Origin of the sequence: Anaeromyxobacter sp. SG64, assembly GCF_022690745.1 — a bacterium.
GTDB lineage: Bacteria > Myxococcota > Myxococcia > Myxococcales > Anaeromyxobacteraceae > Anaeromyxobacter > Anaeromyxobacter soli.
This window is the reverse complement of sequence record NZ_JALCZB010000062.1, coordinates 1-25,430: the sequence shown is the minus strand read 5'-3', so window position 1 is coordinate 25,430 and position 25,430 is coordinate 1. Positions and strand designations below refer to the sequence as shown.

General features: G+C 74.3%; 25 protein-coding genes and 1 pseudogene. 5 read left to right on the top strand and 21 right to left on the bottom strand.

The features are described 5' to 3' along the window. The 3 genes and pseudogenes from MNZ29_RS16705 to MNZ29_RS16695 all read right to left on the bottom strand — a co-directional run. Nucleotides 1-151 (bottom strand): annotated as a pseudogene (locus tag MNZ29_RS16705) (HNH endonuclease); the annotation flags it as partial. A gap of 576 nt (nucleotides 152-727) precedes the next feature. Next, on the bottom strand, nucleotides 728-1,234 hold the full coding sequence (locus MNZ29_RS16700; RefSeq protein ID WP_242334512.1) for a HugZ family protein: 507 nt from the start codon (nucleotides 1,232-1,234) through the stop codon (nucleotides 728-730). A 96-nt stretch (nucleotides 1,235-1,330) separates the two neighbouring features. Then, nucleotides 1,331-1,936, bottom strand: a complete 606-nt coding sequence (locus MNZ29_RS16695; protein WP_242334509.1) for a response regulator transcription factor — start codon at nucleotides 1,934-1,936, stop codon at nucleotides 1,331-1,333. A 300-nt stretch (nucleotides 1,937-2,236) separates the two neighbouring features. Here MNZ29_RS16695 and MNZ29_RS16690 point away from each other — a divergent pair, with 300 nt between their 5' ends. The 3 genes from MNZ29_RS16690 to MNZ29_RS16680 all read left to right on the top strand — a co-directional run bounded on the left by MNZ29_RS16690 (nucleotide 2,237) and on the right by MNZ29_RS16680 (nucleotide 6,021). Then, complete coding sequence (locus tag MNZ29_RS16690; RefSeq protein ID WP_242334506.1) at nucleotides 2,237-3,148, top strand: S1C family serine protease; 912 nt, start codon at nucleotides 2,237-2,239, stop codon at nucleotides 3,146-3,148. Continuing rightward, entirely contained in the window at nucleotides 3,145-4,047 is a 903-nt protein-coding gene (locus MNZ29_RS16685) for a S1C family serine protease (protein WP_242334503.1), read from the top strand. The genes MNZ29_RS16690 and MNZ29_RS16685 overlap by 4 nt, the downstream gene beginning before the upstream one ends. A 69-nt stretch (nucleotides 4,048-4,116) precedes the next feature. Beyond that, a complete protein-coding gene (locus MNZ29_RS16680) occupies nucleotides 4,117-6,021 on the top strand; it encodes a carboxypeptidase regulatory-like domain-containing protein (protein ID WP_242334500.1) in 1,905 nt (634 codons plus the stop codon). Nucleotides 6,022-6,100: 79 nt separating this feature from the next. On the opposite strand, the gene MNZ29_RS16675 is transcribed toward MNZ29_RS16680, so the two are convergent. Further along, entirely contained in the window at nucleotides 6,101-6,982 is an 882-nt protein-coding gene (locus tag MNZ29_RS16675) for a DUF4142 domain-containing protein (protein WP_242355998.1), read from the bottom strand. A 186-nt stretch (nucleotides 6,983-7,168) separates the two neighbouring features. On the opposite strand from MNZ29_RS16675, the gene MNZ29_RS16670 reads away from it, so the two are divergent. Beyond that, a complete protein-coding gene (locus MNZ29_RS16670) occupies nucleotides 7,169-7,531 on the top strand; it encodes an FHA domain-containing protein (RefSeq protein ID WP_242334494.1) in 363 nt (120 codons plus the stop codon). A gap of 6 nt (nucleotides 7,532-7,537) precedes the next feature. Here the strand turns inward: MNZ29_RS16670 and sufT are convergent, their stop codons facing one another. The 17 genes from sufT to MNZ29_RS16585 all read right to left on the bottom strand — a co-directional run bounded on the left by sufT (nucleotide 7,538) and on the right by MNZ29_RS16585 (nucleotide 24,560). Beyond that, nucleotides 7,538-8,101 (bottom strand): putative Fe-S cluster assembly protein SufT, encoded by a 564-nt coding sequence (gene sufT / locus MNZ29_RS16665; protein ID WP_242334491.1) that lies wholly within the window; start codon nucleotides 8,099-8,101, stop codon nucleotides 7,538-7,540. A gap of 2 nt (nucleotides 8,102-8,103) precedes the next feature. Then, the gene (gene sufU / locus MNZ29_RS16660) at nucleotides 8,104-8,553 is read right to left on the bottom strand and encodes a Fe-S cluster assembly sulfur transfer protein SufU (protein ID WP_242334488.1); all 450 of its coding nucleotides are present in this window, start codon (nucleotides 8,551-8,553) and stop codon (nucleotides 8,104-8,106) included. Nucleotides 8,554-8,583: 30 nt separating this feature from the next. Further along, the gene (locus MNZ29_RS16655; RefSeq protein WP_242355996.1) at nucleotides 8,584-9,876 is read right to left on the bottom strand and encodes a cysteine desulfurase; all 1,293 of its coding nucleotides are present in this window, start codon (nucleotides 9,874-9,876) and stop codon (nucleotides 8,584-8,586) included. Further along, entirely contained in the window at nucleotides 9,873-11,189 is a 1,317-nt protein-coding gene (sufD, locus tag MNZ29_RS16650) for a Fe-S cluster assembly protein SufD (RefSeq protein ID WP_242334482.1), read from the bottom strand. The genes MNZ29_RS16655 and sufD overlap by 4 nt, the downstream gene beginning before the upstream one ends. Nucleotides 11,190-11,197: 8 nt before the next feature. Continuing rightward, on the bottom strand, nucleotides 11,198-12,022 hold the full coding sequence (gene sufC / locus MNZ29_RS16645) for a Fe-S cluster assembly ATPase SufC (RefSeq protein WP_242334479.1): 825 nt from the start codon (nucleotides 12,020-12,022) through the stop codon (nucleotides 11,198-11,200). A 2-nt stretch (nucleotides 12,023-12,024) separates the two neighbouring features. Then, nucleotides 12,025-13,464 carry a Fe-S cluster assembly protein SufB gene (gene sufB, locus MNZ29_RS16640; protein WP_242334476.1) on the bottom strand — a complete coding sequence of 480 codons (1,440 nt, stop codon included), beginning with the start codon at nucleotides 13,462-13,464 and terminating at the stop codon, nucleotides 12,025-12,027. Next, entirely contained in the window at nucleotides 13,461-13,907 is a 447-nt protein-coding gene (locus MNZ29_RS16635) for an Rrf2 family transcriptional regulator (RefSeq protein ID WP_242334473.1), read from the bottom strand. Before MNZ29_RS16635 ends, sufB begins: the two co-directional genes overlap by 4 nt. Nucleotides 13,908-14,041: 134 nt before the next feature. After that, entirely contained in the window at nucleotides 14,042-14,590 is a 549-nt protein-coding gene (locus MNZ29_RS16630; protein ID WP_242355994.1) for a YaeQ family protein, read from the bottom strand. 39 nt (nucleotides 14,591-14,629) lie between these two features. Further along, entirely contained in the window at nucleotides 14,630-16,438 is a 1,809-nt protein-coding gene (locus MNZ29_RS16625; protein ID WP_242355992.1) for an ATP-dependent DNA helicase RecQ, read from the bottom strand. Between the two features lie 91 nt (nucleotides 16,439-16,529). Continuing rightward, nucleotides 16,530-17,345: an OB-fold nucleic acid binding domain-containing protein gene (locus MNZ29_RS16620; RefSeq protein ID WP_242334464.1), complete on the bottom strand. Its 816-nt coding sequence runs from the start codon at nucleotides 17,343-17,345 to the stop codon at nucleotides 16,530-16,532. A gap of 223 nt (nucleotides 17,346-17,568) precedes the next feature. Next, nucleotides 17,569-18,330 carry an ABC transporter permease gene (locus tag MNZ29_RS16615; RefSeq protein ID WP_242355990.1) on the bottom strand — a complete coding sequence of 254 codons (762 nt, stop codon included), beginning with the start codon at nucleotides 18,328-18,330 and terminating at the stop codon, nucleotides 17,569-17,571. Beyond that, complete coding sequence (locus MNZ29_RS16610; protein ID WP_242334457.1) at nucleotides 18,327-19,256, bottom strand: ABC transporter ATP-binding protein; 930 nt, start codon at nucleotides 19,254-19,256, stop codon at nucleotides 18,327-18,329. Before MNZ29_RS16610 ends, MNZ29_RS16615 begins: the two co-directional genes overlap by 4 nt. A gap of 72 nt (nucleotides 19,257-19,328) precedes the next feature. After that, a complete protein-coding gene (locus MNZ29_RS16605) occupies nucleotides 19,329-20,477 on the bottom strand; it encodes an ABC transporter permease (RefSeq protein WP_242355988.1) in 1,149 nt (382 codons plus the stop codon). Then, complete coding sequence (locus MNZ29_RS16600; protein WP_242355986.1) at nucleotides 20,474-21,610, bottom strand: ABC transporter permease; 1,137 nt, start codon at nucleotides 21,608-21,610, stop codon at nucleotides 20,474-20,476. Before MNZ29_RS16600 ends, MNZ29_RS16605 begins: the two co-directional genes overlap by 4 nt. Continuing rightward, the gene (locus MNZ29_RS16595) at nucleotides 21,607-22,569 is read right to left on the bottom strand and encodes an ABC transporter ATP-binding protein (protein ID WP_242334448.1); all 963 of its coding nucleotides are present in this window, start codon (nucleotides 22,567-22,569) and stop codon (nucleotides 21,607-21,609) included. The genes MNZ29_RS16600 and MNZ29_RS16595 overlap by 4 nt, the downstream gene beginning before the upstream one ends. Beyond that, the gene (locus tag MNZ29_RS16590) at nucleotides 22,566-23,519 is read right to left on the bottom strand and encodes an ABC transporter ATP-binding protein (RefSeq protein WP_242355984.1); all 954 of its coding nucleotides are present in this window, start codon (nucleotides 23,517-23,519) and stop codon (nucleotides 22,566-22,568) included. Before MNZ29_RS16590 ends, MNZ29_RS16595 begins: the two co-directional genes overlap by 4 nt. Beyond that, complete coding sequence (locus MNZ29_RS16585; protein ID WP_242355982.1) at nucleotides 23,520-24,560, bottom strand: HlyD family secretion protein; 1,041 nt, start codon at nucleotides 24,558-24,560, stop codon at nucleotides 23,520-23,522. 272 nt (nucleotides 24,561-24,832) lie between these two features. Between MNZ29_RS16585 and MNZ29_RS16580 the strand changes: the two genes are divergently transcribed. After that, a partial coding sequence (locus tag MNZ29_RS16580; protein ID WP_242355980.1) for a TolC family protein occupies nucleotides 24,833-25,430 on the top strand: 598 nt, incomplete at its 3' end.

The following is a 25,430-nucleotide window of genomic DNA, read 5'->3' as shown; positions in this document are numbered from 1 at the left end:
CATGGCCGGCTTCAACGAAGGCGCGGCGCCGATCGAACTCGTCGAGGTGCAGGAGGAAGTCGACCTGGACGTTTCGTTCCTCTCCGGCGAGCTCGCGCAGGCGCAGGGCGAGAACGTTCGACTCGAGTGAAGCGGGGGCGAGCGCAGACATGGGGTGCACCTCCAGTACACCCTTCGTAGCACGCGATTTCCGGAGCTCCAGAGACGCTCCAGGTTCGCGTCTGCGCGGCGTTCTCCGCTGCGCCCTCGTCGGAGCCTCAAACCGATCGGCGCGCGCTTCACGCGCGAGGCGCGTGCGCGAGAGCGGCCCTCCCGCGCCTACCCATATGCCGAGCGCGATCGAAGCGAGAAGGCGTCAATGGGAATTGTTTCACCCACCGCAACTGGGACGCCTTGAGCGCGAGCGACGCTGCGAAGTTCCGGCGGACTATCGCTGGCGATAGTCGTTACGGTAGGTGAACAGAGGACCTCCCGCGACGCTCCGGCCGTGCGCCGGCGCGAGCTGCGGAAGCGCCTACGAGAAGTCCGCATTCACCCTCTGCGCCGCGCCCAGCCGTCCCGACACACGGCGAGACGTTCGCCTGCTCCGCCGCCACCCTCGCGTTCATGGTGTCGCGCTCGAAGCGCGTGTGCCGACCCCGTCGATGCCGGAATCCGGCAAGCGCACGTAAGACGGCGGTCGAAACACCCACGCTCGTCCGGCCAGTACCCGCACTCGTGCTGCCCGTCAGAACAGCTCAGCAGGCGTGAGCCAGCCCGCCGCGGCGAAGCCGCCGACCCACTGCGCCTCCTCGACCGCGAGGCGGTAGAGCTTGAAGTCGAGGCCGAGGAGGCCGCGCGCGTCGGGGTGGCGGGCGAGGTATGCGGTCTTCGCCTCGGTCTCGTCCGCGCCCTCCAGCACCGAGACCTTCCCGTAGAGGGTGAGCCGCGGCGCCGTGCGCGCGTCCTTCACCGCGGCGGCCGCGTCGTACACGAACAGGCAGGCGCGCGGATCCGCCTCGAGGTTGCGGGTGTGCTGCGCGAGCGCCGAGAGGGGCAGGATCGGCGCCCCGCGCGCGTCGAGCGCGAAGGGCGCGAGCGACGCCGCCGGCCAGCCCGGCCTGCGCTGCGAGAGGGTCGTGAGGACCGCGACCTTCTCCGCTCGCAGGAGCGCGCGCGCCGCCTCCGCCCCGCCCATCTCCTCCACCCGCGCCTGCGCCTTCTTCTCGGCGGCTTCCCTTGGATCCTCGGCCATGGCGTCCCCCTGGCGCTGTTCGTGTCGCCCGCCGACGCGCGACGCCGCTCCCCGGCGGGTTACGGCGCGGCGTCTCGGGGGGGACTCGCGACCGCTCTACAGCGCCACGAGCCCCAGCCGCGCGGCCCTGACGATCGCCTCCGCCCGGCTCTCGACCCCGAGCTTCCCCAGGATCGCGTTCACGTGGAACTTGGCGGTGTGATCGGAGATCCCGAGCCGCGCGGCGATGGCCTTGTTCGCGAGCCCCTCGGCGAGGAGCGAGAGCACCTCGCGCTCGCGCGGGGTGAGCCCCTCGGCGGCGAGCGGCGCGTCGGGGAGCCGCAGCCACTCGCCCGCGAGCGGCGCCTCCAGCACGGCGAGCCCCCGCGCGACCGCGACCAGCGCGGCCGAGAGCGCGTCGGGGGTGATGCCGCGGAGGAGCACGCCGCGCGCGCCCGCGCGGAGCGCCTCGGAGGCGTGCGACTCGTCCGCCGCGAGGGCCAGGATCGCCGCGGTCCCGGCCCCGTTCAGCGCCTCGGCCGCCTCGCCCGCGACGCCGAGATCCCAGAGCACCACGTCCGGCCCGGTCGCGACGATCGACTCCGCCGCGGCATCGGAGTCGGACTCGCCCGCGAGCACGAGATCCGCGCGGCCGGCAAGCAGCGCCGCGAGCCCCGCGCGAGCGAGCGGGTCGTCGCCGACGAGGAGGACGCGGACGGACATGAGGCGGATGTAACGGCGCTCGGCGCACGGCGCGCGACGAGGGAGGGACCTCGAACATCCGACGAGTGCGCAGACCTCGACCTCGACCCTGACCCTGACCCTGACCCCGACCCGACCACGACCCGAACTCGACCGGACCCCGGCCACGTCCCCGCCCCGATCTCGCCGCCGCGCCCCCGGATCCTACCCATCCGACCAGGTCGCGCTCCCGTCCCTCCCGCCGATGTGCCGCCCCGCTCGCCTTCCTACGCTTTCCCCCGGGCGCCAACCGTCCCCGGCGCCCACGGAGAGCGAGAAGCCATGGAAGCCCACACCCTGTCCGCCCTGTCCGACGAGCTCACCGAGCTCGTCCGCCTCGCCCAGGAGCACGTCGTCCGCGTCGAGGGCCGCCGCGGCCGCGCGGCGAGCGGCGTCGCCTGGTCAGCCGACGGCATCGTCGTCACCGCCCATCACGTCCTCGATCGCGACGAGGAGATCGACGTCGGGCTGCCGTCCGGCGAGACGGCCGTCGCCGAGGTCGTCGGGCGCGATCCTACCACCGACCTCGCCGCCCTCCGCCTGCGCGGCGGCGGGATCGCCCCGGCCCCCTGGACCGACCCGCCGCTCGCGGCCGGGGCGCTCGTCCTCGGGGTGACGCGCCCCGGCAAGAGCCCGCGCGTCGGGCTCGGTCTCGTCGCGCGCGCAGCGGGCGAGTACCGCGGCGGCCGGGGCGGCCGGATCGACCGGTTCCTCGAGACCACGCTCGCGCTGCACCCCGGCGTCTCGGGCGGCCTCGCGGTGTCCGCGGGGGGCGCGCCGCTCGGGCTCCTCTCCGCGGGGCTCGTGCGCGGCAGCGCGATGATCGTCCCGCCGGCCACGCTCCGCCGGGTCGTGAAGTCGCTCCTCGCCCACGGCGAGGTGCGCCGCGGCTACCTCGGCCTCGCGACGATGCCCGTGTCGCTCCCCGCCCCGCTCCGCGCGGCGACCGGCGAGCACGTGGCGCTCCTCGTCACGCGCGTCGAGCCGGAGAGCCCCGCCGAGCGCGCCGGGATCCTCCTCGGCGACGCGCTCCTCTCGTTCGGGGGAGACACGCTCCAGGATCCGTCCGAGCTCCTCGGGCTCCTCGCCGAGGACCGGATCGGAGACGCGGTGCCGATGAAGCTGCTGCGCGCCGGAGAGGTGCGCGACGTGACGGTCACGGTCGGCGCGCGCGGGCACGGGAGGCGGTCGTGATCCCCATCGCGGACCTCTCGAGCGGCCTCGCCGACCTCGTCGCGCTCGCGTCGCCGAGCGTGGTCGGGGTCGAGCACCGGCGCGGCCTCGGCTCGGGCGTGGTGCTCGCGCCGGACGGCTGGATCCTCACGAACGCGCACGTGGCGGCGGGGCCCGGCCCGCTGCGCGTGCGCCTCTCCGGCGCGCGCACCGTGAAGGGCGAGCTCGCCGGCGCGGACGCGCTCACTGACCTCGCCGTCGTGCGGGCCGAGGCGCGCGACCTCCCTCCGCTCCCGCTCGCGGAGCGCCGCCTGCGCGTCGGGGAGATCGTGCTCGCCATCGGCAACCCGCTCGGCTTCGAGCGCTCGGTCACGACGGGCGTCGTCTCCGCGCTGCACCGCAACCTCCCCGCCGCGCGGGGCGAGGTGCTCGAGGGGCTCGTGCAGACCGACGCGGCGGTGAACCCCGGCAACTCCGGCGGGCCGCTCGTGGACGCCCACGGCGCGGTGGTCGGCATCACGACGGCGATGCTCCCCTGGGCGCACGGCATCGGCTTCGCCATCCCGGCGCACACCGCGAGCTGGATCGCCTCGGTGCTCATCCGCGACGGCTCGGTGCGAAGGCCCTTCCTCGGCGTTTCCGCGCGCGGCGAGGACCTCGATCCGGCCGACGCGCAGGCCGCCGGGCACGGGAGGGCCGTGCGCGTGATGGAGGTCGTCGCCGGCTCGCCCGCCGAGGCGGCGGGGCTCCGCGGCGGGGACCTGGTGGTCGGCGCGGCGGGAGGACCGGTCGAGACGCTCGACGATCTGGTGCGGGCGATGGTGCTCGGCGGCGAGGGTGCGCTGCGCGTGGACGTGCTGCGCGGAGGGGGGCTGCGGCAGGTGGAGATCCGCCCGAGGCCGGCGGCGCTGGCGGCGTAGGGGCGACCCCGGCCGGACCTCGGCGCTCTCCGGCCCTCGTCCCGCCCGGCCGCGCGTTATACCTGCGCCATGCCGGATCGCCGCCGCGCGCCCGTCGCAGCCGGGCTCGTGCTCCTCGCCGCGGCGCTCGCCGCGCTCCTCGCCTGGTGGGCGATGCGCGAGCCGCAGCGCGCCGCTCCGCTCCCGCCCGCCCGCCCGCCCGCGCCCGCGAGCGACACCGCCCGCGCGGCGCCGGATCATCCACCCTCGCGCCTCCCCATCCGCGTCCCCGCCGTCCCCGCCACGGGCGCGGACTCCGCCGCGCCGGGTCCGGCCACGTTCGAGGGACGCGTCGTCTCGAGCACGAGCGGCGCCGGCGTCGGCGGCGCCGACCTGACCTTCTCGCGCGCCGGGGCGGCCGCCTCGGTGCGCGCCGGCCCGGACGGCGCGTTTCGCTTCGAGCCACCGGCGGAGGGTCGCTGGCTCCTCGCGGCGGTGGTGGCTCCGGGCTTCCTGCCGTTCGCGCCGGAGTGGGGCCACAGCCCCGTCCAGCTCGACGCGCGCGCGGGGCGTCCGGTGCGCGGGCTCGAGATCCACCTCGTACCCGCGACGCCGATCGCCGGCCGCGTGGTCGACCGCGAGGGGCACGCGATCGCGGGCGCCGAGGTGCGGCTCTCGGGAGCCGCGGCCGAGGCGGCGCTCGTGCCCATCGCGGACCGTTTCACGACGGACGCCGCGGGCGAGTTCCACTTCTCGGCGCCGGAGGGCGCCGTCCTCGAGGCGCGCAAGGACGGGTTCCTCCCCGGGCGCGCCCCCGTGGACGGGCTCGCCCTGCTGAACGGCCGCGTGACCGTGACGCTGGGGCCCGCCCACCGTTCGCTCGGGTCGCCCGGCCCGGTGGCGGGGCGCGTCGTCGAGAGGGGCGGCGGCCCGATCGCGGGGGCGCTCGTCACCGCCGCGCCCGAGGGGCCGTTCGGGGGCGCCGGCCCCCCCGCCGCGCAATCGCTGACGGACGACGAGGGCCGCTTCGCGCTCGCGGACCTCGCCGCCGGGCGCTACCGCGTCACGGCGCGGGCGGAGGGGCGCGCTCCCGCGACCGCGCGGCGCGTCAGCCCGGGCGCGCGGGAGCTCCTGCTCGAGCTCGGCGCGGGCGGCCGGCTGCGCGGCTGCGTCCGCGACGCCGCCTCCGGACGGCCGGTCGCGCCCTTCACGGTGACCGTGCTCGAGCGCCGCGGGCCGCTCCGCCTCGTGCCGCAGGCGAGCCGCTCGGTCATCGATCCGTCCGGATGCTACGCGCTCGACGACCTCGCGCCCGGTCCCGCCGTCGTGACCGTGTCGGCGCCGGGGTACGCGCCCTCGCGGGAGCTCGCCGTCGAGGTCCCCGCGCCGGACGCGGAGGCGGTGGCGGACGCTGCCCTCGAGCCGGGCGGGCGCGTCGAGGGGATCGTGCGCGACGACGCGACGGGCGCCCCGCTCGCCGGCGCGCGCATCTCGGTCGAGGGGACGTTCGCCGAGAGCGCCGCCTCGACCTTCCCGGCGCTCTCCGAGGCGACCACGGGGGACGACGGCCGCTTCGCGCTCTCGAGCCTGCCGCGCCGCGCCTCGCTGTTCGTCGCCGCGGCCGGGCACCACGCGCGCATCGTCGGCGTGGACGCCCCCCCGGGCGGCGGCGCCGGCGCGCTCGAGGTCCGGCTCCGGCCGGTCGAGGCGGGGGAGGAGCCGCGCGTGGATCTCGCCGGGATCGGAATCGTCCTCGCGACGCGCGACGACGGGCTGCAGGTCGCGCAGGTGGTGCCCGGCGGCGGGGCGGCGGAGGTGGGCATCGCCGCCGGGGATCTCGTGATCCGCGTGGAGGGGCGGGCCGTGACCGAGCTCGGCTTCGCGGGGGCGGTGGACGCGATCCGCGGGCCCGAGGGGACCGCGGTGGTCCTGACGGTGCGCCGCGGCGACGCGACGTTCGACGTGCGCGTGCCGCGGCGGATCGTGCGCGGCTGATGGCGCGCCGCGGACGCGAAACGGCCGGGCGCGTCGCCGTGCCCGGCCGTCTCGCTCTCGCGACTTTCTTCGAGCGTCGCTACTTGCCGCCGCCCGACCCGCCGCCGGTCCCGCCCGCGCCGGTGGGCGCGCTGCCGCTGCCCGTCCCGGAGCCGGAAGGGCCCCCGGCGCCGCCGGTCCCGCCACCCTTGCCTGCCGCGCCGCTGCCGGTGCCCATCTCGCCGGCTCGCGAGCCGTGGCGCGCCTGCGAGCCGCCCCGCTCGAGCTGCTTCTCGATCCGCTGCGCCTCCTGCAGGTGGCCCTGGAGCGTCGTGTGCGTGGTCTCGAAGAACGAGGCGAGCTGCGTTTGGTTCTCCTTGCGCGCCTCCTTCGCCGCCTTCTCGACCTCCTTCGTGTCCTTCTTGTGGTCCTTCACCATGTCCTTCATGAAGGCCTTGTCGAACTCGGCGCCCTGCTTCTTCTGCAGGTCCGTCACGCGCTCCTGGCCTTCCTTCGTCTTCTCCCGGGTCTCCTCGCCCTGCAGGTTCACGCCCATCGTCTGCGCGAGCTGCTGGAGCTGGTCGTCGTTCTTCTGGTGATCCTGGGCCAGCTTCTCGGCGTACTGCTTCACCTCGGGCGCCTGGGCGCTCTGGGCGCCGAGCTGACCGAGCTGCACCTCGGTCTGGTTGGCCGCGTGCAGCTCCTGGACGGCCTTCACCAGATCCTTCTTCAGCGCCTTGCCGGACTCGGTCCCGGCGCTCCCGGTCCCCATCGTGCTGCTGGTCGACCCGCGGCTGCCGGTCGAGCCTTGCTCGGTCGCGCTCGATCCCGTGCCCCGGTTGCTCGTCGTGCTCCGCGGCGCGTCGTCACCCGGTGACCGCTGGCCGCCCGTTCCCATCTGCGACCCGGCGCCTTGCCCGTAGGCAGGCGCCCCGACGAGCAGCGCCGCGAGGATCGCGGCTCTCCTCCACCGATTGTTCATGGTGTCCTCCCCCTTGGATCCGTGAATTGCTCAGGGCAAAAGCTGTAGAGGAGGCACGCGATTCGCACGCGGCGCGGGATCGTGCGCTCGCGGCGGGAGCGCACGCCCGCGCGCACGGAAACCGGCCCACCTTGTGCGTACCCCGCCCCCTTTCTCGCTCCCTCCCGGCCGTGCTAACGCGATGGCATGAGCCTCGACGAGACCCGCGTCGGCGCGGCGCCCCAGGCGACCGGCCGCGCCCGAACCGCGAAAGCCTCCCTCGTCGTCGTCCACGCCGCCGACGGGGCGGAGAAGGGACGCACCTACGCCCTGGGCGACGAGGACGTGACGATCGGCCGGGAGGCCGGGAACACGGTCGTGGTGGGCTCGGACCAGGCGTCGCGCCGGCACGCTCGGATCTTCGTCTCGGGGGGCGTCCACGTGCTCGTGGACCTCGACTCGACGAACGGGACGTTCCTCAACTCGAAGCTCGTCCAGGAGCAGACGCTCCGCCACGGGGACGTCGTCCGGATCGCCTCGACCGTGCTGAAGTACGTCGTGGAGAGCTGAGGGTCCCTACATCATGCCGAGGTGCAGCCGCGCCGCCTCGCTCATCCGCGACGGGTCCCAGGGCGGATCGAAGACGAGCTCGACGTCGACGTCCTTCACGCCCGGCACGCCGAGCACGCTGCGCCGCACGTCGTCCACGAGCACCGGACCGATGCCGCAGCCCGGCGCCGTGAGCGTCATCTTCACGTGCACCTTGTGGCCGCCCTCCACCGGCTCGGCGGCGAGCGCGTAGACGAGGCCGAGCTCGACGATGCTCGCGGGGATCTCCGGGTCGTAGACCGTCCGGAGCGCCTCCCAGACCTTCTCCTCGTCGAACGGGCCCTCCACCGCCGCGGCGCGCTCTGCCGCGAACCTCCGGGCCTCCGCCTCGAACTCCGGGCCGAGCGCGTCCGCGTCGGTGCCGTCGATGCGGACGAGTCCGCCGAGCTCGGTCATGGCGGTGAACTGACCGCCCAGCGCCTGCTGCACGACGAGCCACGTGCCGGAGGGGAGCAGGACACGGTCGCCGTCCGGGACCCGGACGGCCGGGACGTCGCGCCGCGTGGAGGTGGGCGTGCGGGAGAAGGCCATGGTCACTCCGTCGAGATCGCCTCGCCGCCGCCGCGCAGCGCCTGGCGCAGCGCGTGCCACGGGAGGCTCGCGCACTTCACGCGGGTCGGGTACTCGTGCACGCCCCCGAACACGGCGAGCTTGCCGAGCGACTCCGCGTCCACCGCGCCGGGCCCCTCCGTGACCAGGCGGTGGAACTGCTCGAACACCGCGTCGATCTCGGCCGGCGTCCTGCCCTTCGCGAACCCGGTCATGACCGAGGCCGAGGCCTTCGAGATCGCGCAGCCGCTCCCCTCGAAGCGGACGTCGCGGACGACGCCGTCCTCGAGCCGCGCCTGGACGGCGATCCGGTCCCCGCACAGCGGGTTCAGGCCCTCCGCGCGGTGCGTCGCCCCCTCGAGCGGCCCGTAGTTGCGGGGTCGCTTGCCGTGGTCGAGCACCACCTCCTGGTACAGATCCGTCAGCTCCGACATGTCCTCACTCCGGCCGCCGCGAGGCGCGGCTCAGGCGAACATCTCCCGGACCGCGCGGATCCCGCGCACGAGCGCGTCGACGTCCTCGGGGGTGTTGTAGAGCCCGAACGACGCGCGGGCCGTCGCCGCGAGGCCGAGGCGCTGCATGAGCGGCTGGGCGCAGTGGTGCCCGGCGCGGACGGCCACCCCGTGCCGGTCGAGCACGGTGCCGACGTCGTGCGGGTGGACGTCCCCGACGAGGAAGGAGACCACCCCCGCGCGCTCGCGCGGCGTGCCGACGAGGCGCACGCCCTCCTCCGCCTCGAGCGCGTCCACCGCGAGCGCGAGGAGCTCGCGCTCGTGCGCGGCGATCGCCTCGAGGCCGAGGCCGTCCACGTAGTCGATGGCGGCGGCGAGCCCGATCGCGCCGGCGATGTCGGGCGTGCCGGCCTCGAACTTGTGGGGCAGCGCGTTGTAGATCGTCTTCTCGAAGGTGACGGAGAGGATCATGTCCCCCCCGCCCTGCCAGGGCGGCATCGCCTCGAGGTGCTCGCGGCGCCCCCACAGCACGCCCACGCCGGTGGGCCCGTACAGCTTGTGGCCGCTGAACGCGTAGAAGTCCGCGCCGGAGGCGGCGGCGTCGAAGCCGAGGTGCGGCGCGCCCTGGGCGCCGTCCACGAGCACCGGCACGCCCCTCGCCTTCGCCCGCGCGATGATCTCGGGCAGCGGGTTCACCGTCCCGAGCGCGTTCGAGACCTGCGTCACCGCGAGGAGCCGGGTGCGGGGGCCGAGGAGCGCCTCGAGCGCGTCGAGGTCGAGGTCGCCCGCGTCGGTCACGGGCACGACGCGCAGCCGCGCGCCCTTCTCCTGGCAGAGCATCTGCCAGGGGACGATGTTGGAGTGGTGCTCGAGCTCGGTGACGAGCACCTCGTCGCCGGCCCCGACCCGCGTCCGCCCGAACGTCTGCGCGACGAGGTTCACCGCCTCGGTGGTGCCGCGGACGAAGATCACCTCGCGCGGATCCGGGGCGCCGATGAAGCGCGCCACGCGCTTGCGCGCCTCGTCGTGGCGGCGCGTGGCCCGCTCGGACAGGAGGTGCACGCCGCGGTGCACGTTCGCGTTGTCCTCCTCGTAGTACCGGGAGATCGCGTCGATGACGGCGCGCGGCTTCTGGGTCGTCGCGGCGTTGTCGAGGTACACGAGCGGACGGCCGTGGACGCGCTGGCGCAGGATCGGGAAGTCCTCGCGCGCGCGCGCCGCGTCGAAGGCCGGCGCGGGCCGCCGCGCCGGGGCCGCCCCGCTCAGCCGCTTCTCGCCCGCCGCGCTCGTTCCGCTCACGCTCATGCCGCCTCCAGGAGCCGCGCGCCCGCGGGGAGCCGGGCCTGGACGAGGCCCTTCGCCGCCGCGCGGAGCGGGGCGGCGCGGACGAGGTCCACCATCTCCGCCACGAACGCATAGATGAGGAGCCCGCGGGCCTCGGCCGCGGGCAGCCCGCGCGAGCGCAGGTAGAAGAGCGCGGCCTCGTCGAGCTGGCCGACCGTGCCGCCGTGGCCGCACTTCACGTCGTCCGCGAAGATCTCGAGCTGCGGCTTCGTGTCGACGATCGCGTCGTCGGAGAGGAGCAGGTTCGAGTTCATCTGACGGGCGACCGTCTTCTGCGCGCCCGGCATCACGCGGATGCGGCCGGAGAAGACGCCGCGCGCGTGGCCGTCGAGGACGCCCTTGTACGTCTCGGTGGTCGAGCAGCGGGGCACGGCGTGCTCCACCCAGGAGAAGTTGTCCACGAGCCGCTCGCCGTCCGCCATGTAGAGGCCGTTCGCGGCGACGCTCGCCTGCTCGCCGACGAGCCGGGTGCGCAGCTCGCTCCGGGACAGGCGCCCGCCGAGCGACAGCGCGTGCGCGGCGAGGGTCGCCTTCGCCTGCTGCTCTGCGGCGACGACGCCCACGTGGAAGGCGCGCGGCGACTCGTCCTGCAGCCGCACGTGCTCGACGTCGGCGCCCTCGCCGAGGACGAGCTCCGTGACCGCGTTCGTGAGGTAGACGCCGTCCTCCCCCAGGAAGACCTCGGCGACGGTCGCGCGGGCGCCCTCGCCGGCGACGACGAGCGTGCGGGGGCTCGCGAGCGCGGGGCGCGCCCCGGAGGCGAGGAACACGAGGACGACGGGCGCGTCGAGGGTGGCGCCGGCGGGCAGGTGCACGAAGCCGCCGTCGGCCATGAGCGCGGCGTTCGCCGCGACGAACGCGTGCTCCTCGGGGCGGGCGAGCCGGCCGAGGTGCGGCTTCACGAGCGCCGGCGCCTCGAGGAGCGCCTGCGCGAGCGAGGACACGATCGCGCCCGCGGGCAGCCCCTCGATCACGGAGAGCTCGCGGCGGAGCCGGCCGTCCACGAACACGAGCCGCGGGCCGCCGCCCGGCGCCCGCGCGAGGAGCGCCCCCAGGCGCGCGGCGCCGGCCTCGGCGTCCGCGGGGCGCGTCCGCTCGAGCACCACGGGCGCGAGCGAGGCGAGGCTCGTGAACCGCCAGTCCTCGTCGCGCGAGGTGGGCAGGCCGCGGGCGCGGAAGCGCGCCAGCGCCTCCAGGCGGGCCTCGGCGAGCCACCCGGGCTCGCGCGGGTCCTTCGCGAACAGCTCCACGAGGCTCGACTCGACGGGCGTCATCGCGCTCCTCACGCGCCCGCGGGCTGGGCGAGCTCCGGCCGCATGCCGTCCGTCCACGCGTAGCCGGTCTGCTCGAGCTCGTCCGCGAGCTCCGGCCCGCCCGAGCGCACGATCCGCCCGTTCGCCATGACGTGCACGACGTCGGGGGGGATGTACTCGAGGAGCCGCTTGTAGTGGGTGACGAGCAGGATGCCGCGCTCCGGGCCGCGCGCCGCGTTCACCCCGCGCGCGACCACGCGGAGCGCGTCGATGTCGAGCCCCGAGTCGATCTCGTCGAGGATGGCGAGCCTGGGCTCGAGCACCGCCATCTGGAAGACCTCGTTCCGCTTCTTCTCGCCGCCGGAGAAGCCCTCGTTCACCGAACGGCTCCCGAAGGCGGGGTCGAGCTCGACGAGCTTCATCTTCTCCTTGGCGAGCGCGAGGAAGTCCATCGCGTCGAGCTCCTCCTCGCCGCGCGAGCGCCGGATGGCGTTGAGCGCGGTGCGGAGGAAGTAGAGGTTCCCGACCCCGGGGATCTCCACCGGGTACTGGAAGCCCAGGAACAGCCCCGCCGCCGCGCGCGCCTCGGGCGCGAGCGCGAGGAGGTCCTGGCCCGCGTAGGTCGCCGACCCGCCCGTCACCTCGAACGCCTCGCGGCCGGCGAGCACGCCCGCGAGCGTGGACTTGCCGGAGCCGTTCGGCCCCATGATCGCGTGCACCTCGCCCGGCCGGATCTCGAGGTCCACGCCCTTCAGGATCTCGCCCTCCCCGCCCGCGACCCTCGCGCGCAGCCCGCTCACCCGCAGCAGCGCCGCGGCGTCCCTCGCGCCGTTCACCTGGACGTTCCCTCCCATCGCTAGCCGACGCTCCCTTCCAGGCTCATCCCGAGGAGCTTCTGCGCTTCCACCGCGAACTCCATCGGCAGCTCCTTCAGGACCTGCTTCGCGAACCCGTTGACGATCATGGAGACCGCGTCCTCGTCCGAGATGCCGCGCTGCTTGCAGTAGAAGAGCTGGTCCTCGCTGATCTTCGAGGTGGTGGCCTCGTGCTCGACCTTCGCCGAGGGGTTGCGCACCTCGATGTACGGGAACGTGTGGGCGCCGCAGCGGTCGCCGATGAGGAGCGAGTCGCACTGCGAGTAATTGCGGGCGCCCACCGCCCCCTTCATCATCTTCACGAGCCCGCGGTAGGTGTTCTGGCCCCGGCCGGCGCTGATGCCCTTCGAGATGATCGTCGAGCGGGTGTTCCTGCCGACGTGGATCATCTTCGTGCCGGTGTCCGCCTGCTGCCGGTGGTTGGTGAGCGCGACCGAGTAGAACTCGCCCACCGAGTCGTCGCCCTGGAGGATGCAGGACGGGTACTTCCAGGTGATCGCCGAGCCGGTCTCGACCTGCGTCCAGCTGATCTTTGCCCGCGCGAGCGCCTTCCCGCGCTTGGTCACGAAGTTGTAGATGCCGCCCCGGCCCTCGGCGTCGCCGGGGTACCAGTTCTGGACGGTGGAGTACTTGATGTGGGCGCCCTCGTGCGCCACGAGCTCGACCACGGCGGCGTGGAGCTGGTTCTCGTCCCGCTGCGGGGCCGTGCAGCCCTCGAGGTAGGAGACGTACGCGCCCTCGTCGGCGACGATGAGGGTCCGCTCGAACTGCCCCGTGTCCTTCGCGTTGATCCGGAAGTAGGTCGAGAGCTCCATCGGGCAGCGCACGCCCTTCGGCACGTAGACGAACGAGCCGTCGGAGAAGACCGCGCTGTTCAGCGCCGCGAAGTAGTTGTCGCTGTACGGCACGACCGAGCCGAGCCACCGCTCGACGAGCGCGGGGTGCTCGCGCACGGCCTCCGAGAACGAGCAGAAGACGATGCCCAGGTCGCCGAGCTTCTTCTTGTAGGTGGTCGCGACGGACACCGAGTCGAACACGGCGTCCACCGCCACCCCGGCGAGCCGCTGCTGCTCCGCGAGCGGGATGCCGAGCTTCTCGAAGGCGCGCTTCAGCTCGGGGTCCACCTCGTCCATCGAGGCCAGCGGCTTCTTCTGCTTGGGCGCCGAGTAGTAGACGATGTCCTGGTAGTCGATGGGCGGGTACTTCACGTTCGCCCAGGTCGGCTCCTCGAGCGTGAGCCAGTTCCGGTACGCCTTGAGGCGCCACTCCAGCATGAAGTGCGGCTCGTTCTTCTTCGCCGAGATGAGGCGGACGATGTCCTCGGACAGGCCGCGCGGGACCCTGTCCTCCTCGATGTCGGTGACGAAGCCGTAGCGGTACTTCTGCTGCGTCAGCTCCTTGAGCTGCTGCGCGGTGGTCATGACGCGTGGACTCCCAGCGTGACGGGCGCGGGCGACTCGTCGGCCGGCGCGCGGAAGGGGGCGATGGCGGAGAGGGGCAGGCCCGCGAGCGCCCCCTGGATCGCGCGGGTGACGGGGTCGAAGCTCGCCTTCGCGGGGCAGGTCGCCTCGATGCCGCAGGCCACCTTCGCCGGCGAGGTGCAGTCGGTGAGCGCGATCGGCCCCTCGAGCGCCTCGACGATCTCGGCCACGGAGATGCGCTCCGCAGGCCGCGCGAGCCCATACCCGCCGTGACGGCCGCGGTGCGAGACGACGAGCCCGGCCTTCGAGAGCTCCTTGCACAGCTTGGAGACGGTGGGGAGCGGCACACCCGAGCGCCCCGAGAGCTCCTGCGCGGCGAGCGTGCGGCCGCTGCGCGCGAGGTGCGCGAGCAGCACGATCGCGTAGTCGGTGAGCTTGGACATTCTGATCATCCGTCCGCCTCCGCGGGCCGATCCATCATGGACCGAAACAGTCCACTTACGGATGATTAAACGCTGCGGCAGCGGATTTCATGCCCATCGACGGGCGGCGCCAAAACCCCTGTGGGATCAGGGACTCAGAGGCTCGCCCGGCCGAGTGGCCCGTCCGCCGACTCACCGTCCAGCTCCGCGTAGACGTGGTCGGCGACGAACGTGAGCCCGACCCGCGCGCGGCGGTCCTCATGGCGTGAGAGCCAGGCGAGGAGCCCGGGATCCACCGCGGCGAGATCGGCGCGGGCGACCCGGGCGAGCCGGCGCTCGCGCGCCTCTGCCAGGAACGCCTCGAGGCGGCGCGGCGACTCGAACAGCACCGCCACCCGCGCGCCCGCGTTCGCGTTCACGTCGCGCTCGATCCGCTGCGGCTCGGGCTTGCCGACCCGCACGACGAGCGCCGTGCGGCCGTCGGGCAGCGCCGCGAGCACGTCCGGAGCGTCCGGCTCGCAGAGCCCCGGCCCGAACGCGATCCCCTCGCGCCACTGCCAGGCGTAGGCGAGGACGCGCAGCCAGAGCCGCTCCGCGGTCTCGGAGGGATGGCGCGCGACCTTGAGCGCGACGGTCGCCTCGACGCCGGTGTCGGCGTGCGTGACGCGGAGGTCGAAGTGGTGGAGGGTCGAGGGGAGCGCCATCGGAGTCTGCAGGTAGGCTGAGGTCGAGGTCGAGGTCGTCTACCGCTTCAGGATCTTCACGAGCGCCTCCCCGTACTCCTCGAGCTTGCGCGGCCCGATGCCCTTCACCTCGAGGAGCTCGTCCCGGGTGACGGGCCGCCGCAGCGCCAGCTCGGCGAGGGTGGCGTCGGCGAAGACCACGTAGGCCGGCACGCCGCGGGCGCGGGCCGCCTCCCCGCGCCAGGCGCGGAGCGCCTCGAAGAGCTCGAGATCCACCTCGGCGTCGAGCGCCGCGTCGCGCCCCCGGGAGGCGTCGCGCTTGCGACCGGCGGCGCCGCGCCCGGCGCGCGACGCCCGCACCGCCGGCGCGCTCTCGACGACGTCCTCGCCGGTGCAGCGATCGCACGCGTCGCCGCACGGCGCGATCACCTCGCCGAAGTGCCCGACCACCCGCTCGTGCCGGCAGCCGTCGCCGTCCGCGAGCCGGTACATCGCCCGCGCCTGCCGCTTCTGCGCCTCGGCGAGCTCGGGCTCGACGTCGCCCAGGAGCCGCTCCCAGCTCATCACGTCCGCCCAGGAGTAGAGGAGGACGCAGGTGCTCGGCTTGCCGTCGCGGCCGGCGCGGCCGATCTCCTGGTAGTACGACTCGATCGAGCGCGGCAGGTCGCGGTGGATGACGAAGCGGATGTCCGGCTTGTCGATCCCCATCCCGAACGCCACGGTCGCGGTGACGACGTCGATCTCGCCCGACCGGAAGGCGTCCTGCACGCGGGCGCGGACCTCCGGCTCGAGGCCGGCGTGGTACGCCTCGGCGCGGACGCCGTGGTCCTTCAGGAGCTCGGCGGTCTCCTCCACCGACTTGCGCGAGAGCGCGTAGACGATGCCGCTCTCACCCCTGCGCGCGCGGACGAGCCGGAGGATCGCGTCGCGGGCCTTGAGCCCCTCGCCCTTCTTCACCGCGTGGAGCGACAGGTTCCTGCGCAGGAAGGAGCCGCGCACGAGGAGCGGCCGCTCCATGCCGAGCTGCGCGGCGATGTCGTGCGTCACCTCGGGCGTCGCGGTGGCCGTGAGCGCCAGCACGCGCGCGCCGAACCGCTCCTTGAGGCCCGCCAGGTTCCGGTAGGCGGGGCGGAAGTCGTGGCCCCAGTGGCTGATGCAGTGCGCCTCGTCGACCGCGATGAGCGCGAGCCGCACGCCCTCGAGCGCGCTGCCGACCGAGGCCTCGAGCCCCTCCGGCGCGGCGTACAGGAGCTCGAGCTCGCCGCGGCGCAGCGCGCGGACGCGGTCGCGCCGCTCCTCGGGGGAGAGCGTCGAGTTGAGGAACGCGGCCCGCAGCCCGACGCGCCCCATGGCGTCGACCTGGTCCTTCATCAGCGCGACGAGGGGCGAGATGACGAGGGTCGTGCCGCCGAGGATGCGCGCCGGGATCTGGTAGGTGAGCGACTTGCCGGCGCCCGTGGGCATGACGCCCACGCAGTCGCGTCCGGCGAGCACGGCCGTGACGATCTCCTCCTGGCCTGGCCGGAAAGCCTCGTGCCCGAACACCTCGCGCAGGAGCTGGCGCGCGCCCGACGGCGTCGCCGGGGGCGGCGGCGCGGCGGACGGACGGCCGATCGCCTCCGCGAGCGTCCGGAGCCGGCCGACGGTGGCGGGGCCGAACAGCTCGGGCGCCTCGCGCCAGCGCGCGCGCAGCGCCTCCAGCCGCGCGGCGCAGCTCCGGCGGAGCGCGGCGTCCTCCGGCGTCTCGGCGCCGGCAGGCTCGCCCTCTGCGCGCCCGAGACCGCTCGAGACGTCGGCGAGGTCCGCGACCTCCGACTCGAGCGCTCGCCGGTCCGCGGCGGAGAAGAGGGTCTCGGGAGCGGTCGCCACGGGCGGCCGAATCTACACGTCGGCCGCCCGGAAGGAAAACGGGCGCGGCCCGCGAGGACCGCGCCCGCCTGGGCTCACGCTCGAGGAGCGGCTACTTCGAGAGCTTCGCGTCCTCGATGATCACCGGGTAGGCGTAGCCGGCGCCGAAGTCCTTGTCGACGCGGACCGTGCCCTTCACGAGGACGACGTCGCCGACCGCGGCGTCGTCGTTCGTCGTGATCGTGATGTCGTTGTCCTTGCCGGCCGTGCCGGAGCCGTCGCGCAGGTGGAGCCAGTTCTTGCCCATGATGCCGGCGTTCCACTTCACGACCTTGCCGCGAACGGAGACGCTCTTCTCCTTGAGCGCCGCGCGCTGCGTCCACACCTCGGCGACGGTCCGCGCGTCGGGGCCGCCCGCCTTCGGGACCTTCACGTCGCCGACCTCCTTCGGGCCGGCCGCCGCGGCCGCGTGCGCCGCCGCCATCGACTCGGGCCCCTGACCGCCGGGCGCGGCGCCCATCATCCCGCCGCCGCCCATGCCGCCGCCCACCGGGGCGCCCGCGGGGGCCTCGCCGCCGCCGAGCGTGCCGAAGTAGACGACGTCGAACTTGCGATTGAGGGTCTTCGACTCGAAGTCCTTCATCGGCATCGCGCCCGCGACCGTGACGTCCTTCCCCTTCTCGACGTCGGTCTTCGGCACGGCCGCCCAGGTCTCGCCCTGCGCGGTCTTGAGCTTGAGGTAGCTGTACGGCGGAGCATCGAGTCGCTCGAGGACCTTGCCCTGGAGCCCGGCGGACGGGGCCGCGACCCCATCCTGGGGCGCCGGAGCGCTCGGCTGCGCCGCGTTGCTCTGCGGCAGGGCGGGCTCTTGCTTCTTGCATCCCGCCACGGCCAGCGAGACGAGCATCACGACGGACAAACGACGCATGTGGAGAAACCTCCGTATCGCGAGTTGCGCGAGACCCCTGCTTCGAGGGGGCCGTAGCATAAACCCATGTCGGGACGATTTCGATCCCGGAAAAGCCGCTCACGGCACGCCATGTGAAGGGTCGCGCAGGCCTTGCGCCCGGCCTGACCACCGCGGCCCGCGGCTGCAAAGCTGTCGGCGCGGGAAGGCGCGCTCTACCCCTTAAGAGGCAGGTCGCACCGGGTCAGCCGCGCAGCTTGTAGCCGGACCGGAGCATGGCGTAGGCGGCGCCGACCGCGCCCGTCGCGACGACGACGAGCAGCGCGGCCCCGGCCGCGGGCGGGGCGTCCGAGATGCCGAGCATCCCGAACCGCACGCCGTCCACCAGGTAGAAGATCGGGTTCACGTGCGTGAAGGCGCGGAACGGCGCCGGCAGCATCTCGATCGAGTAGAAGACGCCGCCGAGGAAGGTGAGCGGGGTGATGAAGAACGTGGGGAAGAAGTTCACCTGCTCGAACGAGCTCGCCCAGATGGCCGTCATGAGCCCGAACGCGGAGAACGCGACCGCCGCCAGCACGACGAGCGCGAGCGCGAGCAGCGGGTGGGCGACCTCGAAGCCGCTGAACGCCCCGGCGACCGCCCACGTGACGGCGCCGACGAGCAGCCCCCGCAGCACCGCGGCGACGACGAACCCGGCGAGGATCTCGCCGTAGGAGAGCGGCGACACCAGGAGGTCCGTGATCGTCCCCTGCAGCTTCATGACGAACATGGACGACGCGGTGTTGAGGTACGCGTTCGTCACGACGCCCAGGGTGACGAGCCCGGGCACGATGAAGCGCGCGTAGGGCACGCCCTCGACCTCGCGCAGCCGGCCGCCGAGCGAGTAGCCGAAGACGATGAAGTACAGCGCCGTGGTGATGACCGGCGAGAGGAGCGTCTGCCCGGGCACGCGCAGGAACCGGCGTACCTCCTTCTGCAGCAGCGTCCATAGCCCGAGCGAGATCACGCCGGCGCCCCCTCGCGGTCGCGCGACACGAGCCGCACGAACACGTCCTCGAGCGTCGTCCTGCGCGTCTCGACGTCTCGCACGGCGAGCCCCTCCTCCGCCACCGCCGCGAGCAGCGGCCCGAGCGCGTCGCCTCCCGAGGCCTCGAACGACACGACCGAGCCGCCGGCCTCGAGGCGGGCGCCCGCCGCCGCGAGCGGCGCGGGCAGGGCCGCGAGCGGGCGCGCGAGGGAGAGCCGCAGCACCTTCGCGCCGTGGCGCGAGAGGAGCACGTCCTTGTCCTCGACGACGAGGAGCCGTCCGCGGTCGATGACGCCGATGCGGTCGGCGAGCTCCTCCGCCTCCTCGAGGTAGTGCGTCGTCAGCACGATGGTCGTCCCGCGCTCGCGCAGCCGCCGCACGTAGCTCCACAGCGCGCGCCGGAGCTCGACGTCCACGCCCGCGGTCGGCTCGTCGAGGAACAGCACGGCCGGATCGTGGACGAGGGCCTTGCCGATGAGCAGCCGCCGCTTCATGCCGCCCGAGAGCGCCCGGCTGTTGGTGGTGCGCTTCGCGAGGAGGTCGAGGGCGCCCAGGATCTCGACGAGCCGCTCCTCGGAGAGCCGCACGCCGAAGTAGCCGGCCTGCATGCGGAGCGTCTCCTCGACGTTGAAGAACGGGTCGAAGTTGATCTCCTGCGGCACGAGCCCGATCGCACGGCGCGTCTCGCGGTAGTCGCGGACGACGTCGTGCCCCAGCACCGAGATCTCGCCGGAGGTCGGGCGGAGGAGCCCTGCGATCATCGAGATGAGGGTGGTCTTGCCGGCGCCGTTCGGGCCGAGCAGCCCGAAGATCTCGCCGCGGCGGATGCCGAGATCGATCCCGTCCACCGCGACGAGCGGGCCGTACCTCTTCGTGACTCCGCGGATCGCGACGACGGTGTCCACGGGCGGCACTCTAACGCGGGCGCGCCGCGGAGGCGGGTTTATGGCGCGGCGCCTGCGCGCGCCGCCCGCCGCTCACCCGAGCCTGCGCTGGAACCGGAGGGTCGCCGCCGCCACGATGGCGACCCCGATCACGAGCAGCACGACGAACTGGAGCCACAGGTCCGCGAACCCCGCCCCGCGGAGCAGCACGCCGCGCATGATCTCGGCGTACCAGCGGATGGGGTTCAGCAGCGTGAGCGGCCGCAGCCAGCCCGGCATGGCGAGGATGGGCGTCATGAGGCCGGAGAGCAGCACCGCGGGGATTGTGAACAGGAAGCCGCCGAGGAAGGCCTGCTGCTGGTTCGCCGAGACGGTGGAGATGAGGAGCCCCGCCCCCAGGGTGGTGAGGAGGTACAGGAGGGTGCCGACGAGCAGGAGCCCCAGGTTCCCGCGGATGGGGATGGCGAAGAGCCACGTCCCCACGCCGACCAGCAGCGTCACCACGACGAGGCCGATCACCACGAAGGGCGCCATCTTCCCGACGAGCAGGTGCACCGGCCGGATCGGGGTCACGAGCACCTGCTCGAGCGTGCCCATCTCGCGCTCGCGCGCGAGCCCCATGGCCGAGGTGAAGGTCGTCACGATCACGAGGAGCATGGCGGCGATCCCGGGGACCATGTACGGCGCGGTCGCGAGGCCCGGGTTGAAGGCCACGCGCGGGATGGGCCGGAGCTGGGCCGGCGGGGTCTGGCCGCTCGCCTCGATCCGCTCGCGCGCGAGCCGCTCGCCGAGCTCCGAGAAGAAGCGCGACACCGCGCCCGAGGTCACCGTGGTGCGGTTCGGGTCGGTGCCGTCGAGCAGCACCTGCACCTCCTGGCCGCGCCCCGACAGGCGGTCCGCCTCGGCGCGCCGCTCGAAGACGAGCGCCGCCGACGCGCGGCCGGCGTCGAGGGCCGCGCTCGCCGCCTCCGCCGAGCTCTCCTCGCCCACCGACAGGAGCGTCCCGTCGGCGAGCAGCCGCCGCGCGTCCTCGCGCGAGGTGGCGCTGCGATCGGCGTCCACGACCAGCGTGGGCACCCGGTCCACCTCGAAGTCCACCGCGAAGCCGAACACCACCGTCTGGATGAGCGGCGCGACCACGAGCATGAACATGATGCGGCGGTCGCGCACCGTCTGCTGGACCTCCTTGCGGAAGATCGCGGCGAGCTGGACGCGGGCGGAGGGACGGACGGGGCCGGTCACGCGAGCCTCCGCTGGAAGCGGGCGGTGGCGAGGCCGATCACCACCACCGCGAAGACGGCCAGCGCGACCAGGTCCGGCCAGAGCACGTCGAGGCCGTTCCCCTTGAGCAGCACGCCGCGGAGCCCGTGGACGAGGTAGCGCGCGGGGATCACCCGCGAGATCTGCTGGAGGACCACCGGCATGTTCTCGATGGGGAAGATCATCCCGGAGAGGAGGAGCGAGGGGAGCAGCGAGGACATCGTGCCGGCCTGCGTGGCGACGGTCTGGTTCTTGGCGATCACCGAGACGAGCAGCCCCTGCCCCAGCATGCCCAGCAGGAAGACGAGGCCCAGCGTCGCGAGCGCGAAGCCGCTGCCCCGCATCGGCAGGTCGAACGCCGTCATCCCGAACGCCACCACGAGCAGGAACTCGAGCAGCCCGAGGCCGAGGTAGGGCAAGAGCTTGCCGAGGACGATCTCCAGGCGGCCGATGGGCGACGCGAAGAGCTGCTCCATCGAGCCGCGCTCCCACTCGCCCGCGATGGTGAGGGCGGTGAGCAGCACGGCGGTGATGGCGAGGAGGTACGCGGCGAGCCCCGGCACCATGTAGAACGCGGAGCGGCCGTCGGGGTTGTACCGGGTCCAGACCTTCACCCGCACGGGCGGGGTCCTCTCCCCCACCTCCAGGGTGGCCAGGCGCTGGGACTCGGCGCGGACGAGCGCGTCGGCCTTGGCGAGGAGCTGGTTCGCGACGAGCGCGTCCGCTCCGTCGACGAGGAGCTGCACCGGCACCACCTCGCGCGCCAGCAGGGCGCGCTCGTAGCCCTTCTCCACCACGAGGGCGGCCACCGCCCGCTCCTTCCGGAAGGCGCCGAGCGCGGCCGCCGGATCCGGGAGCTCGCCCACCGAGACGAGCTCGCGCGACGCGGTGAGCGCGTGGACGAGCGCGCGCGACGACTCGGTGCGGTCCTGGTCCACGACCGCGAGCGGGATGCGATCGATGTCGAACGCGACGCCGTAGCCGAAGAGGAACAGCAGCAGCACGGGCATCCCGAGCGACATGTAGAGCGTCCGCGGATCGCGGACGATGTGGCGCCCTTCCTTCGCGGCCATGGCGTAGATCCGCACCAGCGACCGACCGATTCGACCCTTCACGTCGCGGCCTCCCCTCGCGCCTCGCGCCCCACGACCGCCAGGAACACGTCCTCGAGCGACGGCTCGGCGCGGTCCACCGCCACCTCGCGCGCGCCCGCGGCGGCGAGGATCCGGGCCACCCCGGCCTCGTCGAGGCGGGCCGGATCGACCCGCAGGTGCAGCCCGGCGCCGAACGGCTGCACGGACCGGACGCCGTCGCGCCCCGCCAGCGCCGCCGCGGCGCCCGCGAGCCCCTGTCCCCGCGCGACCAGCACGCGGTCCGGGACCCAGGTGCGCTTCAGCCCCGCCGGCGAGTCGAGCGCCACCAGGCGTCCGTCCACCATCAGCCCGATGCGCCGGCAGTACTCCGCCTCGTCGAGGTAGTGGGTGGTGACGAACACCGTGGTCCCGCCCGAGGACAGCTGGCGGATGAGCCGCCAGAACGCGCGGCGCGCCACCGGGTCCACGCCGGCGGTGGGCTCGTCGAGGAACACCACCTCGGGCCGGTGGAGGATGGCGCCGGCGAGCGCCAGCCGCTGGCGCATGCCCCCGGGCAGCGAGCCGGTGATCGCCGCGTCCTGCCCGGCGAGCCCGGTGAGCTCGAGCAGCTCTCCGGCGCGCACGCGGAGCGCCTTGCCGGAGAGGCCGTAGGCGCCGCCGAAGAAGAGCAGGTTCTCCATCACCGGAAGGTCCAGGTAGAGGGAGAACTTCTGCGACATGTAGCCGATGGACGCCTTCACGGAGTCCGGATCGGCGGCCACGTCGTGCCCGGCGACCCGCGCCGTGCCGCTCGTCGGGGCGAGCAGGCCGTTCAGCATGCGGATGGTGGTGGACTTCCCGGCGCCGTTCGCGCCCAGGTAGCCGAAGATCTCGCCGCGCTCCACCTCGAAGCTCACCGCGTCCACCGCGGTGAAGGCCCCGAAGCGGCGGGTGAGCCCTCGCGCCTCGATGACGGGCGCGCCGGGACCGGGCGCGCTCATGCCTCCTCCTCCCGGATCCGCGACAGGAACAGGTCCTCGAAGTCCGGCGTCACGGGCGCCAGCGTGGCGCCGAGCGGCGCGAGCGCCCGCGCGAGCTCGGCGGAGGCGCCGCGGGCCACCACGATGCGGAGCCGCTCGCCGGCCGGCGAGGCCGCGCGCACGGCCGGCGTCCGGGCCAGCTCCGCCTCCACCCGGTCGCGCTCCCCTCCGCGCACCTCGTACGCCTCGTCGCGGAAGCCGGCGATGAGCGCGGGCGGCGCGCCCTCGAGCAGGAGCCGCCCGCGGTTCATGAGCCCCACCCGCCCGCAGCGCTCGGCCTCGTCCATGTACGGCGTCGAGACGAGCACCGTCATGCCGCCGTGCACGAACTCGTGCAGGAGCGCCCACAGCTCCCGGCGCGAGACCGGGTCCACGCCGTTCGTCGGCTCGTCGAGGAGCAGCACCTCCGGCTCGTGGAGCAGGGCGCACGCGAGGGCGAGCTTCTTGTACATGCCGCCGGAGAGCGCGTCGGCGCGTCGGTCGAGGAACGGCGCGAGGCGCGTGATCTCCAGGAGCCGCTCGGCGCGGCGGCGGTACACCTCGCGCGGCAGCACGAAGACGCGCGAGAAGAAGCGGAGGTTCTCGCCCACCGAGAGATCGCGGTACAGGCTGAACTGCTGCGGCATGAGCCCGACCCGCTCCCGCACCGCGTGGTCGTCCGCCGCGAGCCCGAGCACCCGCGCCTCGCCGCCGTCGAGGCGGATGAGCCCGGCGAGCGCACGGATGGCGGTGGTCTTGCCGGCGCCGTCGGGCCCGACGAGGCCGTAGAGCTCCCCGCGGCCGACCTCGAAGGAGAGCCCGTCGAGCGCCGTCACCTCGCCGAAGCGGCGCGAGAGGCCGCGCGCCGAGAGCGCCGGTCCCGCGCCCGCCTCCGGGGCGGCCTCGCCGCGCGCGGCGTGGAGCTCCTGCACCTAGCGCCTCCCCTCGCCGATCGTGACCTGCACGGGCATCCCCGCGCGCAGCTTGCCGTCGCGGTTCTTCACCGTCACCTCCACCGGGTAGACGAGCCGGTCGCGGTCGGTGCGGGTCTGGATGTTGCGCGGCGTGAACTCGGCCTCGAGCGCCACCGTGCGGACCGTGCCCTCGAACCGCTCGTCCGGGAACGCGTCCGCGACGACCGTGGCCTTCGCGCCGGGCTTCACGGCCCCCACCTCCGCGTTGGGCAGGTAGAAGGTCGCCTTCACCTCGGTCAGATCCACGAGCCGGACCAGGGTCGCGCCGGGCGAGACGAGCTCCCCTGCCTCGTGCGGGAGCGTCGCCACCTCCGCGTCGCGCGGCGCGCGCACCTCGCACTCGCCGACGAGCAGCCTCGCGCGCTCCACCGACGCCTCGGCCGCGCGCATCTGCGCCACCGCGGAATCGGCCTGCGCGCTCGCCGAGCGGATCCCGACCTCGGCGGCGCGGACCTGGGCGGCGCTCGCGATCGCCTGCGCCCTCGCCGCCGTGGTCTGGTGCTCGAGCCCGGCCGCGGAGGCCTGCGTCTGGTCGATGCTCGAGGCGGGCACGTCCTGCGGGAGCGCCTCGAGCCGCTTCGCCTGCCGGGCCGCCGCGTCGCGCTGCGCCGCGAGCGCGGACGCCTGCGCCCGCGCCGCCTCCTCGGAGGCGCCCGCCGCCGTGCGCGCGCGCTGCGATGCCTGGATCTGCGCGCCCGCCGCGACCGCCTGCGCCTTCGCCGCCGCGAGCCGCGCCTCCGCCTCGGCGAGCTGCGCGGCCGGGTCGGCGCAGTCGAGCCGGACGAGCAGGTCACCGGCCTTCACGCGATCGCCCTCCCGGATGCGGAGCTCGAGGATGCGCGCCCCGACGCGCGAGGAGAGGTCGACGTCCGTCCCCTCGATCTCCCCCGACCCGCCGGAGGGCGCGGCGAGCGCCCGCGCCTGCGTCCAGAGGCGCAGCGCGATGAGGCTCGCGAGGACGACCGTGAGCACGACGAGGATGACGACGACTCGACGCATCGGTGGGCTCTCCTGTCCCGCCGCCGGGCGGGGCGCTGTCCAGAGCGCAAGGCGCGTGCCGCGCGGGTCCCCGTCCCCCGCCGCCCCGGAAGCCCCTGTTTCCGCGAGGAGACCTCGCTCTATCGTAAGGAAATCCGACAGGCCCGTTCGGATTGGTTCACAGCTCGTTCGGGGCTGCACGCACGCAAGTGCGCGCTGGCGCAGCGCGCGCCGATGGGCACCGGGCTTGCTCTACCGCCGCTGCCCGGCGAGCGCGCCGAGGGAGGAACGGGATGATCGAGACCGTGCTGATGGTGTGGATGGTGACCGGAGCGGCAGGGGCGACGGCGGCGTCGACCGGGACGCCGACCTCGACCTCGGGGCCGGCGCCCACCTCGACCTCGACTCCGACCCCGGCCCCGACGCCGGGCTCGACCCAGCCCGCCCCCGCCACGCTGTCCCTCTCCGCCGCCCTCGCCGAGCTCGACGCGCAGAACCTCACCCTCGCCCAGGCCCGCGCCCGCGCGGACGAGGCCTCGGGCGTCGCGCGGCAGGCCGCCGCCCCGCTCCTCCCCACCCTCTCCGCGGGCGCGACCTACACGCGGAACAGCGACGACGCGATCGTCTCTCTCGGCGCGCTGCTCCCGCTGCAGCCGGGCCAGAAGCCGCCCGCGCCGATCGCGATCCAGCCGCTCGAGCAGCTCGTCGTCTCCGGCGCGGCGCGCGTGCCCATCCTCGTGCCGAACGCCTGGTTCGAGCTCTCCGCCGCGCGCAGCGGCGCGCGGGCGGCGGCGCTCTCGGCCGACGCGGCGCGGAGCGACGTGCGCGCCGGCTTCGCGCAGGCGGCGCACGCGGCCATCGCGGCGGAGGAGGCGGTCACCGCCTCCGAGC